Source organism: Sinorhizobium sp. M4_45 (assembly GCF_002885915.1).
GTDB lineage: Bacteria > Pseudomonadota > Alphaproteobacteria > Rhizobiales > Rhizobiaceae > Sinorhizobium > Sinorhizobium meliloti_A.
The window spans coordinates 88500-101900 of the sequence record NZ_NWVE01000011.1 but is presented as its reverse complement, the minus strand read 5'-3'; the positions used below and the strand labels follow the sequence as shown (position 1 = coordinate 101900).

The 13401-nt window shown below is 62.9% G+C and carries 13 protein-coding genes; 7 read left to right on the top strand and 6 right to left on the bottom strand.

The window, feature by feature from the left end:
- Positions 1-28 precede the first annotated feature (28 nt).
- The 4 genes from CN933_RS25715 to CN933_RS25700 form a co-directional block, all read right to left on the bottom strand.
- Entirely contained in the window at positions 29-1246 is a 1218-nt protein-coding gene (locus CN933_RS25715) for a TIGR03862 family flavoprotein (protein ID WP_018097945.1), read from the bottom strand.
- A 171-nt stretch (positions 1247-1417) separates the two neighbouring features.
- Positions 1418-2413: a TRAP transporter substrate-binding protein gene (locus CN933_RS25710; protein WP_017271755.1), complete on the bottom strand. Its 996-nt coding sequence runs from the start codon at positions 2411-2413 to the stop codon at positions 1418-1420.
- 28 nt (positions 2414-2441) lie between these two features.
- Positions 2442-3707 (bottom strand): TRAP transporter large permease, encoded by a 1266-nt coding sequence (locus CN933_RS25705; protein WP_018097944.1) that lies wholly within the window; start codon positions 3705-3707, stop codon positions 2442-2444.
- Positions 3707-4312 (bottom strand): TRAP transporter small permease, encoded by a 606-nt coding sequence (locus CN933_RS25700; RefSeq protein WP_018097943.1) that lies wholly within the window; start codon positions 4310-4312, stop codon positions 3707-3709. Before CN933_RS25700 ends, CN933_RS25705 begins: the two co-directional genes overlap by 1 nt.
- An 87-nt stretch (positions 4313-4399) precedes the next feature.
- Here CN933_RS25700 and CN933_RS25695 point away from each other — a divergent pair, with 87 nt between their 5' ends.
- A complete protein-coding gene (locus tag CN933_RS25695) occupies positions 4400-5059 on the top strand; it encodes a GntR family transcriptional regulator (protein ID WP_018097942.1) in 660 nt (219 codons plus the stop codon).
- Between the two features lie 22 nt (positions 5060-5081).
- Here CN933_RS25695 and CN933_RS25690 read toward each other — a convergent pair whose 3' ends face one another.
- The gene (locus CN933_RS25690) at positions 5082-6098 is read right to left on the bottom strand and encodes a substrate-binding domain-containing protein (RefSeq protein ID WP_018097941.1); all 1017 of its coding nucleotides are present in this window, start codon (positions 6096-6098) and stop codon (positions 5082-5084) included.
- 478 nt (positions 6099-6576) lie between these two features.
- Here CN933_RS25690 and CN933_RS25685 point away from each other — a divergent pair, with 478 nt between their 5' ends.
- The 6 genes from CN933_RS25685 (at position 6577) to CN933_RS25660 (ending at position 12874) form a co-directional block, all read left to right on the top strand.
- Positions 6577-7848: an ABC transporter substrate-binding protein gene (locus CN933_RS25685; RefSeq protein WP_102762853.1), complete on the top strand. Its 1272-nt coding sequence runs from the start codon at positions 6577-6579 to the stop codon at positions 7846-7848.
- Positions 7849-7937: 89 nt separating this feature from the next.
- Positions 7938-8924 carry a carbohydrate ABC transporter permease gene (locus CN933_RS25680; protein ID WP_100672450.1) on the top strand — a complete coding sequence of 329 codons (987 nt, stop codon included), beginning with the start codon at positions 7938-7940 and terminating at the stop codon, positions 8922-8924.
- A complete protein-coding gene (locus CN933_RS25675; RefSeq protein WP_102762852.1) occupies positions 8924-9754 on the top strand; it encodes a carbohydrate ABC transporter permease in 831 nt (276 codons plus the stop codon). Before CN933_RS25680 ends, CN933_RS25675 begins: the two co-directional genes overlap by 1 nt.
- A gap of 9 nt (positions 9755-9763) precedes the next feature.
- Positions 9764-10792 carry an ABC transporter ATP-binding protein gene (locus CN933_RS25670; RefSeq protein ID WP_102762851.1) on the top strand — a complete coding sequence of 343 codons (1029 nt, stop codon included), beginning with the start codon at positions 9764-9766 and terminating at the stop codon, positions 10790-10792.
- 202 nt (positions 10793-10994) lie between these two features.
- Positions 10995-11780: a ThuA domain-containing protein gene (locus CN933_RS25665; protein ID WP_180980819.1), complete on the top strand. Its 786-nt coding sequence runs from the start codon at positions 10995-10997 to the stop codon at positions 11778-11780.
- A gap of 11 nt (positions 11781-11791) precedes the next feature.
- Positions 11792-12874 carry a Gfo/Idh/MocA family protein gene (locus tag CN933_RS25660; protein WP_014530777.1) on the top strand — a complete coding sequence of 361 codons (1083 nt, stop codon included), beginning with the start codon at positions 11792-11794 and terminating at the stop codon, positions 12872-12874.
- Between the two features lie 112 nt (positions 12875-12986).
- Here CN933_RS25660 and CN933_RS25655 read toward each other — a convergent pair whose 3' ends face one another.
- Positions 12987-13343, bottom strand: coding sequence for an SPW repeat protein (locus tag CN933_RS25655; RefSeq protein WP_018097934.1), 357 nt, complete (start codon positions 13341-13343; stop codon positions 12987-12989).
- Positions 13344-13401 lie beyond the last annotated feature (58 nt).

Below are 13401 nucleotides of genomic sequence, written 5' to 3'. Positions count from 1 at the left end.
GGATGTGAAGACGCTATCATCCGCAGTGTTACCGCAGATTATCGGCGAGCCATGCTTCGACGCCGCGGGCCGCAGCACGGCCCATGGCAAGGCACGCGGTAAGGAGATAGCCGCCGGTCGGCGCCTCCCAGTCGAGCATTTCTCCGGCGGCGAAGAGGCCGGGCAGCGCCTTCAGCATGTAGCGGTTGTCGATGGCGTCCAGGCGGATGCCGCCGGCCGATGAGATCGCTTCGGCGATCGGCCGTGTTGCGAGCACCGGAACGGGCAGGGCCTTGATCCCGGCAGCGAGTTGCTCCGGCGCGGCTCGTGCCGCCTCCGTCGAGAGTTCGCGCAGCAATGACGCTTTGACAACGTCGAGCCCCGCGCCCTTGCGCAGGCGGTTGGAGAAGCTCGCCTTGCGGTCTTGTCGCGCGAGATCCCGCGCGAGCCTGTCGGCCGTGCGGCCGGGTGTGAGGTCAAGGAGGAGCGCCGCCTTGCCGTCCCGGTCCAGCCGGTCGCGCAGGCTTGCCGCATGGGCGTAGACGAGGCTGCCTTCGATGCCGTGGCGGCTCACCACGAATTCGCCCGGGATCGTCCCCCCATCGGATGTTGCGGTAACGCCTTTCAGTGGTTGGCCGGCAAAACGCTCGCGGAAAACCTGCGTCCAGGCGACATCGAAACCGCAATTGGCAGGGCGGAAATCGCTGATCGGCACGCCTCTCGCCCGCAGCAACGGCACCCAGGCGGCGTCGGAGCCGAGCCGTGGCCAGCTTGCGCCGCCAAGCGCCAGGAGAGCCGCGTCGCAACGAACGACCGTCGTCCCTTCCGGCGTATCGAATATGTAGCCCTTCTCTGTGCAACCCGACCAGCGATGGCGGGTGAGAAGCCGGACGCCCTGGGCCTCCAGCCGGCGGAGCCAGCTGCGCAACAGCGGCGAGGCCTTCATAGCCTTCGGAAACACGCGGCCGGAAGAGCCGACGAAGGTCTCCGCGTCAAGTCCGGCTGCCCAGGCGCGTACGTCCTGCGGGGTAAAGGCATCAAGGGCCGGCCGCAGGCTTGCCGAAGCATCGCCGAAGCGCGCTGCGAAGTCCCGGTACGCTTCGGAATGGGTTATGTTCAGGCCGGATTTTCCCGCGAGCAGGAATTTGCGCGCCGCGGTCGGCATAGCCTCGTAGACGGTCACCGCATGGCCCGAGCGGGACAAGACTTCCGCGGCCATCAGACCGGCGGGACCGCCGCCGATAATTGCGATTTCTTTTCTTTCCATCTGTGGACCACCCAGGATCTCCTCAGGCTCTCTTGGCCTGCGGCGGGCCAGGGCGCAAGCAGATTGAGGCGATTTGCGTGCACGCGGGGTAGCGGGATGGGGAAAAGGGTACGCGGTTTTTGCGAACCGGATGGGGAAGGCGGCGCGGGCCGCTTTCCCCATCCGAGAGCCTCAGAGCGTTGCGCCGACTTTCCGAAGTTCGGCGAGAACCGGTGCCTTCGGCAGCCAGATCTTGTCGTATTCGGCGATGATCCGTCCGGCATCGGCGACGGTGACATCCTTGATCGGAATGCCTGCGCCGGCGAATTTTTCGAGGAGGGCCGGCTCGTTGGCGACGGTAGCGTCGATCTGCTCGTCGAGCGCTGCCTTGGTGAGGCGGGCGATGATCTCCCGGTCGGCCTCGGGAAGGGTCTGCCAGACGCGACCGGAGGCCAGCGCCACGCAGGGCATGAAGATCGCGTTCATCTTCAGCATGGTCTTGGACACCTTGTCGAAGCGCTGGTTCCAGGAGAAGTCGAGGTCCGCCTCCAGACCGTCCACCTGGCCGTTCGACATGGCGTCGAAAACCGCCGGCGTCGGAATCGGCGTCGGCGCTGCGCCGAGGAGCTGGTAGAAATCGCGATAGGCGGGCGTCGTATTGATGCGCAGCTTCATGCCGTTGATGTCGTCGAGCCCGGCGATCTCCTTGGCCGAGAAGACGACGCGCATGGTGGTGATGCCCCAGGCAAGGCCGACTGTTCCGGTCTCGGCCGGAAGAACGTCGAGGAGCTTCATGGCGACCGGCTCGCGCACGAGCTTGGCGACCTTGGCAGTCGAATCGACGACCCAGGGCGCGTTGATCGCGGCAACGGCGGGAATGCGCGAGCCGAGTTCGGCGGTCATGATCCAGCCGAGATCGAGCGCGCCGCTCTGCATCTGCTGCAGCATCGCGGCCTCGTTGCCGAGCTGGCCGGCCGGAAAGACCGAGATCGACAGGCGACCGTTCGTCTCTGCCTTGAGGGCTTCGCCCACCTTGAGTGCGGCGTTGTTCCAGGGATGTCCCGGCGGCGTGACGATGCCGAGGCGCAAGGTGCGCGTTTCCTGCGCGCGCACGAGCGACGGCGTGGCGAGCGAGAGGGCTGCGCCGGCGGCAACGCCGCCAAGGAAGGTTCTGCGGGAAAATGTCATGGAAGATCCTCTGGCTGGTTCGTTGTGGTTATCGGGCGAAGAAGGTCGAGAGCGAGGGAATGAGCGACAGGAGCACGAGCATGAGACAGGAGACGAAGAAGAAGGGCAGCGTCACCAGGAACATCTTGCCGGGCTTTGCGCCGGTCACCGCGGCCGCAACGAAGAAGCAGAGCCCGACGGGCGGCGAGAGGAAGCCGAGCACGAGGTTGAGGACCACGACGACGCCGAAATGGATCGGGTCGATGCCGTAGACCTCGGTCGCGATCGGCAGGAGGATGGGCACGGTCATGATGAGCCCGGGGGCGCCGTCGATCACCGTGCCGATGACGAGCAGGATGACGTTGACGAGCAACATGAAGGTGACCGGATCCGAGGCGACCGTCTGGACCCAGCCGGCGACCTGCTGCGGCACCATGCCGTAGACAAGTACCCAGGAGAAGACCGCGGCGGCCGCGACGAGGAAGAGGACCACGGCCGAATAGATCCCGGCGCGCAGCATCATTCGAGGAAGCTCGGAGAATTTGAGCTCGCCGATCCAGAAGCGGCCGACGAGCACCGCTGCAACGGCGCCGACGGCTGCGGCCTCCGTCGCGTTGGCGAGGCCGGAGAGGATCGAGCCGACGATAACGAAGGGGATGAGAAGCGTAGGCAGCGCATCCAGGACGATACGGATGCGCTCCTTGAGCTTCATGCGCTCGCCGCGCGGATAGTTGTAGACGAAACCCATCGCTGCGATGACGAGGCAGAAGGCTACGGTCAGCAGAATTCCGGGCACAATTCCTGCGGCCAGCATATCGCTTACCGGAACCTGCGCGAGCACGCTGTAGACGACGAACATGATCGACGGGGGGATGATGGGACCGAGCATGCCCGAATAGGCGGTGAGCCCGGCGGCGAAGGTCTTGTCATAGCCCTTCTTCTCCATCTCCGGCACCATCATCTGCGCCATGACGGCAACCTGCGCCGTGGCCGATCCGAGTATCGAGGCGACGAACATGTTGGCGAGCAGGTTGACATAGGCAAGCCCACCGCGCATCGCGCCGACGAAAGCCATCGTCATGTCGATGATGCGCCGGGTGATGCCGCCGCCGTTCATGATCTCGCCGATCAGCACGAAGAGCGGAATGGAGATCAGCCCGTAATTGTCGACGCCGCCGAAGAGCTGCGTCGGAAAGCTCTGGAAGAGCAGGGGATTTCCGGAGGCGAAGATATAGACGATGCTGCCGAGGCAGAGACAGACGCCGATCGGAACGCCGACGAGCATGAAGAGGAGGAAGGCGGCGGTGGTGACCATCAGTTCACTCCCTCGGCGCTGGAAAGTTCGCGCCGCTCACGCTGGGGCGACAGACCCAGGTCTTCGACGAGATTGGCGGCGCAATGGACGGTCATGGTGACGGCGAAGAGCGGAATGACGAGGCTGATCGCCCAGATCGGCCAATTCAGCGTCTGGCTGCGCTCGGTATAGAGAAAGTTGAAGCTCTCGGCCGCGAAGGCCTTAGCGTCGAAGCCGGCGCGGATGATGCCGACGGGGTCCATCCACATCCAGCAGAATGCCGCAAGCGCAAGGGCGAACAGGAGGACGAGCAGTGTCGAGGCCGCGCGCATCCGGCGCGCCGCCGCGGGCGGCAGGTAATCCGTCAGCAGCGTCACGGCGAAATCGAGTCGAAGACGGGTCAGCGCCGAGCCTCCGAGGAAGGCGAGCCAGACCATGGCGTATACGGCCGATTCATCGACCCAATAGAGCGGATGTCCGCTGTAGCGGGTGACGACGTTCAGAAGGATGAGCGCGAGAAGCACGCACATCAATCCGGCAACAGCGCGCTTTTCGAGGGCGAGCATGGCTTCGGAGAGAGAGACGATGGCGCGCGCATAAAGCGGCGGCGCGACTGACTGGTTCATGACTGTTCCCTAGTTTCCGTATAAAGTAGATTTTATACATTCTTCGAGTCAATATCATTTTTGGCGGTAATCCTGTAGCGAGCGTCCATGGTGTCACATCTCAAACATCGCACCCTCTCCGGGGCATTAATCGAGGAAATCCGGCAGGCGATTCTCTCCGGGCGCTATCCGGCCGGCAGTCAGCTGCGCCAGGATGCGTTGGCCGAAACCTACGGCGTCAGCCGCATTCCGGTGCGCGAGGTCCTGTTCCAGCTCGAAGCCGAAGGGCTGGTCAGGATCGTGCCGCAGAAGGGGGCGATCGTCTCCGAACTGTCGCTCGCCGAGATCAACGACGTCTTCGAGCTGCGGGCGCTTCTGGAACCGCGGCTCTTCCGCAAATCGGCGCCGCTTCTCGATGGCGACGATTTCGCACGGGTGGAGGAGGTTCAAAGCCGATTCCTCAGGGCGACGGCCGCAGGAGAAATCGACTCCTATGGCCAGCTCAATGCCGAACTGCACCTGGCCCTCTACCGGCGCGCCGAGATGCCCCGGACACAGCAGATCGTCGCGTCCCTGCTGCAGACGAGCGACCGCTACACGCGCGTCCAGCTCTCAAGCGTCGCAGCGATGACCCGAGCGATGGAAGAGCATGCCGAGCTGATCCGCCTCTGCCGTGCGGGCGCTTTCGAGGAGGCGGCCGGCTTCCTGATCTTCCACCTCAAGGCCGTGCATGAGGACCTGCTGTTCCGGTTGAAGGGACGCGAGTAGAGCCCCCGCCAGAGAAGGATGGTCAAGCCTCCGGCGCCCGACCGGTCGACTCGCGCAGGATCAGCTCGACCGGCCAGAGCTCATGAATCTCCGTGGCGGGCCGGCCGGTGAGCAGCTGCAGGGTGAGGTCTGCCGAGCGCGCGCCGGCGGCGCGCAGGGACGACCGGCTCGTCGAAAGGGACGGGACCATGTTGTCGGCCGTGAGATAGGGGAAGACATCGTCATGGGCGATGACGGAGATGTGCTGCCCGACCACAAGGCCGACCGAACGCACGGCGCGATAGACGCCGAGCGCCGTCATCATCGAGCCGGCGACGAAGGCCGTCGGGCGGGGGGACTGCTCGAGGAAGGAACGGGCCGAGCGAAAACCGATCTCGTCGGTGAACTGGCCATGCGTGACGAGGCGTGGATCGAAGGGCAGCCCGCGCTGTTCAAGCGCCTCGCGATAGCCCTTGTCGCGGTGGTGCGTGAACGTGAGACCGTCGCGGCCGTTGATGAGTGCGATCCGTCTATGGCCGAGGTCCAGGAGGTGCGAGGTGGCGCGGCGGATCGCGCCTTCGTTGTCGATATCGAGCCAGGCGTGCGGCACGTCGGTCTCGGAGCGGCCATGGACCAGAAAGGGAATACCGAGCTTGTGGAGCAGCAGAATGCGCTCGTCGTTCGGCCTCGGTGAATGGATGATCACGGCGTCGACCCGTCCGCTCGTCGCCAGCCGGCTATAGAGCTGGAGCTCGGCTTTCATATCATGGTCGGCAACCGGGCTCACGAGAATGTCTATATCCTCGCTGTCCAGCCGTTCGGCCATGCCGCTCATGAATTCGGAAAACTGGAATTCGTTGCGGCCCATAACGACGCCGATCGCGCCTGCGCGGCCCGTGACGAGGCGCACGGCGTTGATGTTCGGCCGGTAACCGAGGCGCACGGCCTCCTCGGCAACGCGCTTGCGGGTCTTCTCGCTGACTTCCGGATAGCCGCTCAGAGCACGGCTTACCGTCGTGGGAGAGAGCCCCAACTGTTGGGCGAATTCCTTAAGCTTCACTGTTCTTCCCTGCGCCCCTTCTGCGTATTGTCCGGGGATCGCTTCCGAAGCAAGTCACGCCGCAAATCGAGAAGCTGCGTTCGCTCGTTTTTGCGCATCGCTTCGATGCGCGGCCCTGCAGACATTCGCGCCGGACTATACCCGGTTTGCCGGCAGTCACAATCGGTGCCTTTGCGTCGCGAACACTGCCCGGGCTTGATCGAGAAGGCTGTCGGGCACGATCCAAATCGTTTTAAATTCCTGTGGATGAAGTATTCGTGTAAACGGGTTGAACGCCGAGCCGGATCGTGGCGATGCCCCGTTGTGTTTTCGATTAACATTCTGATTATAAGCCAAAAAATTCAAAATAGCCATGGCATTTACTTCCGTTTCGACCTCGGCTTGACAGCCGATTTCCCTTCTGACAGCTTCTGCGCACCCAAACCGTTTTCGAATTGCTGAGGAGCCTGCGGAACCGGGGGGAGTTTTGGAGGGACCAATGAACGTGAAGCCATTTGTAAGGACGCTGATTTCCTGCGCAGCGATCGTGGGCGCAATCGACCTGGCTGCGGCCGCCGAACTGTCTATGGCGGCCAATTCGACCGGCAAGAATCTGAGCTTTCTGCGGGACCAGATCGCCAAGTTCGAGAAGGAAACCGGTCACAAGGTCAACCTGGTGACCATGCCGGCTTCGAGCAGCGAGCAATTCAGCCAGTATCGACTCTGGCTTGCGGCCGGCAACAAGGATGTCGACGTCTACCAGACGGACGTCATCTGGGCTCCGCAGCTCGCCGAGCAGTTCGTCGACCTGACGGAGGCGACGAAGGATGTGATCGGCGAGCACTTCCCCTCGATCATCCAGTCGCAGACGGTCAACGGCAAGCTCGTCGCTCTGCCCTTCTATACCGACGCGCCGGCGCTTTATTACCGCAAGGACCTGCTCGACAAATACGGCAAGACGCCACCCAAGACCTGGGACGAACTGGCAGCGACGGCGAAGGAGATTCAGGACAAGGAGCGTGCCGCCGGCAGTGCCGATATCTGGGGCTTCGTCTTTCAGGGCAATGCCTATGAGGGGCTCACCTGCAATGCGCTCGAGTGGATCAAGTCGTCCGGCGGCGGTCAGATCATCGAGCCCGACGGCATGATCTCCGTAAACAACGAAAAGGCGGCGGCGGCCGTCGAGAAAGTCAAGGAATGGATCGGCACGATCGCGCCAAAGGGCGTGCTTGCCTATCAGGAAGAGGAATCACGCGGCGTCTGGCAGACCGGCAACGCAGTCTTCATGCGTAACTGGCCCTATGCCTATGCGCTCGGCATCGGTGACGACAGCGCCGTAAAAGGCAAGTTCGAGGTGGCCCCGCTTCCGGCCGCCACCGACGGCGATCAGCCGTCGTCGACACTCGGCGGATGGAACCTCGCGGTCTCGAAATATTCCGACGAGCAGGAGGCGGCAATCGCCTTCGTCAAGTTCCTGGGCTCGGCCGAAACCCAGAAGGTGCGCGCCATCGAGCTTTCGAACCTGCCGACGATCGCGGCGCTTTACGACGATCCGGAAGTCGCGGCCGCCCAGCCGTTCATGCCGCATTGGAAGCCGATCTTCCAGAGCGCCGTGCCGCGCCCCTCGGCCGTGGCAAAGGTGAAGTACAACGAAGTGTCATCCAAATTCTGGAGCGCCGTGCACAACACGCTTTCGGGTAACGGAACGGCGGCGGAGAATCTCGAGCTTCTCGAAGTCGAACTGACGGAACTCAAGGGCGACGCCTGGTAAAATCGCGAGGCCCGGACGGCAGCTATGCCATCCGGGCCAAGATCAAACGGCACGGGGCGGGACCCCGCGCCAACCGGTAGGCTCACGTCATGACTGATCTTTCCCTCGCGGATCGGCCGGCTGCGCTTGCGCATGGCGGCAGGATAGGCTCGGACCTGCAGGCGCAACGGGTCCGTTCGGCCTGGCTCTTTCTCGCGCCAACCTTCCTCGTCCTGGCGCTCGTCGCCGGCTGGCCGCTCATCAGAACCATCTATTTCAGTTTCACCAATGCGTCGCTGACCAATCTGTCGGGCGCCGAATTCGTCGGCTTCGCCAATTATCTCTCATGGGTCACCCTGAAGAGCGGGCGGACGATTTACAGGGGCCTGCTTGCGGATCCCGCCTGGTGGAATGCGGTCTGGAACACGCTCAAATTCACGGTTCTTTCGGTCAGCATCGAAACGGCGCTAGGCCTTGTCGTCGCTTTGGTGCTCAACGCGCAGTTTCCCGGCCGCGGCCTCGTCCGTGCCGCGATCCTGATCCCATGGGCGATCCCCACCATCGTCTCCGCGAAAATGTGGGCCTGGATGCTCAACGACCAGTTCGGCATCCTCAACGACATGCTGCTCGGCCTCGGTTTGATCGGCGAGAAGATCGCCTGGACCGCCAGCCCCGACACAGCCATGATCGCCGTACTGATCGTGGACGTGTGGAAGACGACGCCTTTCATGGCGCTCCTGATCCTCGCCGGCCTGCAAATGGTGCCGGGCGATATTTATGAGGCGGCCAGAATCGACGGAGTCCATCCGGTACGTATCTTCTGGCGGGTCACCCTGCCGTTGATCCGGCCGGCGCTGATGGTCGCGGTCATCTTCCGCATGCTCGACGCGCTGCGCATTTTCGACCTCATCTATGTGCTGACGCCCAACAACGCGCAGACCAAGACCATGTCGGTCATGGCGCGCGAAAACCTTTTCGATTTCGACAAGTTCGCCTATGGCGCGGCCGCCTCGACCATGCTGTTCCTGATCATCGCGACGATCACGATCCTCTACATGTGGCTCGGCCGCCTGAATTTGAGCGGAGGGGAACGCTGATGGCCGTCGCGATCGCAAAGCGGGCCGCGTTCTACGCGCTGGTTGCCGTCATCATCCTCGTCGCAGTCTTTCCCTTCTATTACGCGATCCTGACGAGCCTGAAGTCCGGCACGGCGCTGTTTCGCATCGATTACTGGCCGACGGATATTTCGCTCGCCAATTACGCCGATATTCTTTCGCACGGAACCTTCGTGCGCAATCTCGGCAACTCGCTCCTCGTCGCCACGCTGGTGGTTGCCATATCGCTGCTTCTTGCCGTGACCGCAGCCTATGCGCTTGCCCGGGTACGCTTCCGCGGCCGCGGTCTGCTTCTCCTGACGATCCTGTCGGTCTCGATGTTCCCGCAGATCGCCGTTCTTGCAGGTCTCTTCGAGCTCATCCGCTTCGTCGGGCTCTTCAACACGCCGCTCGCGCTCATCTTTTCCTACATGATCTTCACGCTGCCGTTTACGGTCTGGGTGCTGACCACCTTCATGCGAGACCTGCCGATCGAGATCGAAGAGGCGGCGATCGTTGACGGCGCCTCGCCCTGGGTGGTGATCACCCGCGTCTTCATGCCTCTGATGTGGCCGGCGCTGGTGACGACCGGGCTCCTGGCCTTCATTGCGGCATGGAACGAGTTCCTCTTCGCGCTGACATTCACGTCGTCGAACACGCAGCGCACCGTGCCGGTCGCGATCGCCCTGCTTTCGGGCGGCAGCCAGTTCGAGATTCCCTGGGGCAACATCATGGCGGCATCCGTGATCGTCACCGTGCCTCTCGTGGTCCTCGTGCTGATCTTCCAGCGGCGGATCATTTCCGGCCTGACGGCCGGTGGCGTCAAAGGATAGGAGAACAAGATGGCAGAGCTTCAATTGCGCGATATCCGCAAATCCTTCGGCGCCTTCGATGTGATCAAGGGCGTCAGCATGGAAATCAGGTCGGGCGAGTTCATGGTCTTCGTCGGTCCTTCCGGATGCGGTAAGTCGACCCTCCTGAGACTGATCGCCGGGCTTGAGGAAATCACCTCCGGAACCCTTGCCTTCGACGGCCAGGTCGTCAATCGGCTGACGCCTTCGCGCCGCGGCATCGCCATGGTCTTTCAGTCCTATGCGCTCTATCCGCATATGACGGTCTACGAAAACATGGCTTTCGGAATGCAGCTTGCAGGCAAGGACAAGCAGCAGTGCCGCAAGCGGGTCGAGGCGGCGGCGGAAATGCTGCAGCTCACGCCCTATCTCGAACGCCTGCCGCGCCAGCTTTCGGGCGGGCAGCGCCAGCGCGTGGCGATCGGCCGTGCGATCGTTCGCGATCCCAAGGTCTTTCTGTTCGACGAGCCGCTTTCGAACCTCGACGCGGCGTTGCGTGTGGCTACCCGGCTCGAAATCGCCAAACTTCACCGCAGCATGCACAAGACGACGATGATCTACGTGACCCACGATCAGGTCGAGGCGATGACGCTCGCCGACAGGATATGTGTCCTGAGGGACGGTCTCGTCGAACAGATCGGCACGCCGCTGGAGCTTTACGAGACGCCGAATTCGGTGTTCGTCGCCGGCTTCATCGGTTCGCCGAAGATGAATTTTCTTTCCGGCGCCTTCGCAGAGCCATACAAGGCGGACACGATAGGCATCCGCGCGGAACACCTGGAGATCGAGGAACAGGGAGGTGAGTGGAGTGGAACCGTCATCCATTCGGAGATGCTCGGTTCCGACAGCTATATTTATCTCGACATCGGGGCCGGCGAGCCGGTGATCGTCCGCGAAAGCGGCATCGCCAAGCATCAGCCCGGGCAGACGATCAGGATCTCGCCGGCCGCCGGCCAGGTTCACCGCTTCGATGCGGGCGGCCGGGCCCTCGGGCGGACGGAAATGCGGGGTGCGGCCTAGAACGCAGCCACCCGATTTCGCTTGGAAAGTCTCGAAACCAAGGCTGATCCGAAGGATTTCGGATCATTCCAAAGCCTCAAACGTTAGGGCAGAAAAGGGCGGGGACCTGTGTGGTTTTCCCGGCCCGGCTCCGCGCCCACCCTTCAAGTCACGGACGGTCGGCATCCGGCAGCGGGTGCCGCAAATCACGAGGAGAATGACCTTGTCTATCAATGCCATCGTGTGGGGTGAAAACATCCACGAGCAGACGAATGCGGTGGTTCGGGAGATTTATCCGGACGGCATGCACAACACGATCGCAGCCGCACTCAATTTTGACCCGGGGATCGATGCGACGACGGCGACGCTGCAGGAGCCGGAACACGGGCTCAGCGAGGCGCGGCTCGCCGCCGCCGACGTGCTCCTGTGGTGGGGCCACAAGGATCATGGCGCCGTCGACGACGCCATCGTAGAGCGCGTCGCCAAACGCGTTTGGGAAGGCATGGGTCTGATCGTTCTCCATTCCGGCCACTTCTCCAAGGTGTTCAAGCGGCTGATGGGCACGCCCTGCGCGCTCAAATGGCGCGAGGCTGGAGAGCGCGAACGCGTCTGGGTCGTCAATCCGCGCCACCCGATCGCCGAAGGGCTCGGCGAGAACTTCGTCATCGAGAACGAGGAGATGTATGGCGAGCAATTCTCGGTGCCGGAGCCGCTGGAGACGGTGTTCATCTCCTGGTTTGCCGGCGGCGAGGTCTTCCGTTCGGGCCTCACCTGGCGGCGCGGCGCGGGCAATATCTTTTATTTCCGCCCCGGGCACGAGACTTACCCGACCTATCACGACGCGACCGTCCACAAGGTACTGCGGAACGCGGTGAGATGGGCGTATAACCCGCAGGGCACCTATAAGGCCATCCATGATGCGCCGAACGTCCCGGTAGAGAAGGCTCTGGAGCCGATCGTCGAGCGCGGCCCGAGACTGCACCGGGCCGGCGAAGCCGGCTATCGATGAAGGGGACCCCCATGCGTTTGCTAATTCTCGGAACCGGCGGCATGGCCAACAGCCATGCGAAAGCCTTTGCTGAGATCGAAGGCGTCGAAATGGTCGGCGCCGTCGACGTGGACCCGTCCCGTGCCAAGGCCTTTGCCGTCACGCACGGCATCGAAAACACCTTCACCTCTCTCGACGAGGCGATCGCCTGGGGAGAGTTCGACGCGGCCACCAACGTGACGCCCGACAAGGCGCATCACCCGACGACCCTGGCGCTCATTGCCGCCGGCAAGCATGTGCTGTGCGAAAAACCGTTGGCAGAAAACTATGAGAAGGCCGCCGAGATGGCGGCCGCAGCCGAGCGGGCCGGCCTCGTCACGATGGTTAATCTGACCTATCGCAACGTCGCTCCGCTGCAGAAGGCGCGTGAACTCGTGGTTGCCGGCGAAATCGGCCGGGTGCGGCATCTGGAGGCTTCCTATCTCCAGAGCTGGCTCGTGTCTCGGGCCTGGGGCGATTGGGCAAGCGAGTCGAAGTGGCTATGGCGGCTGTCGACGAAACACGGATCGAATGGCGTGCTTGGCGATGTCGGCATCCACATTCTCGACTTCGCCGGCTACGGTGCCAACAGCTCGGTCGAGCGGGTATTCGCGCGCCTGAAAGCCTTCGACAAGGCGCCGGATAACCGTATCGGCGAGTACGACCTCGACGCCAATGACAGCTTCGCCATGACGGCGGAGTTCGAAAACGGCGCGATGGCTGTGATTCATGCCAGCCGCTGGGCGACGGGCCATCTCAACGAGTTGAGGCTCAGGCTGCACGGCGACAGGGGAGCCTTGGAAGTAATCCATACGCCTGATGGTTCGAGCCTGCGCGGCTGCATGGGGCCCGATGTCGAAAAGGCCGTTTGGCGGACCGTCGACGCCGGCACCGTGCCCACCAACTACCAGCGCTTCGTCGAGGCGGTGAAGGCCGGCCGAACCGTCGAACCGGGTTTCCGCCATGCCGCGGACCTGCAGAGAGTGCTCGATCTCGCCATCGAGACGGAGCGCTCACGCCGCGAACTCGGCGTGCCGGACATCGACGCGGTGGTGCAGGAACGCGCTGTGGGGTGATAAGCGGCAGGACCGCTGGACCCTGCGCGCCGCGTTCAACCGATGCGGCGCGCTTTAAATCCACTTGAAACGTTCATGACCCTGGTCGATCCGACCCTGGAGTCATCGTCATCTAGGCGTGTGAATGGTGACGATAGTCCCAGACCGCCCAGGCTGCGATTGCGGCGACGAGCACGCCGAGAATGACGTGGGTCCACATCGCGTTCACATTTCCCATGAAGCCGAGCAGCCAGGGAGAAACGATCAACCACAGGCCGATTACCATATTGGCCCATTCCTCCCATTCGGCGAAGGCCGAAAGGGTTGCGATCGCAAGGGCGCCGAGCACGATGCCGGCGATCCAGGCGTTCCACGTCGGCGCGGCTTCAGCCGCAAAGCCGATGACCCAGGGAGAGAGGAACAGGCACGCTGCCAAGACCAGATTTGCCCAATCCTGGCTTCTTCTTCCTGCCATCAGAGTGTTGGGCATGACAACCTCCACATATGAAGTTTGGCAAAGCGTCACCACTCGCGTGCAGCTTACGTTG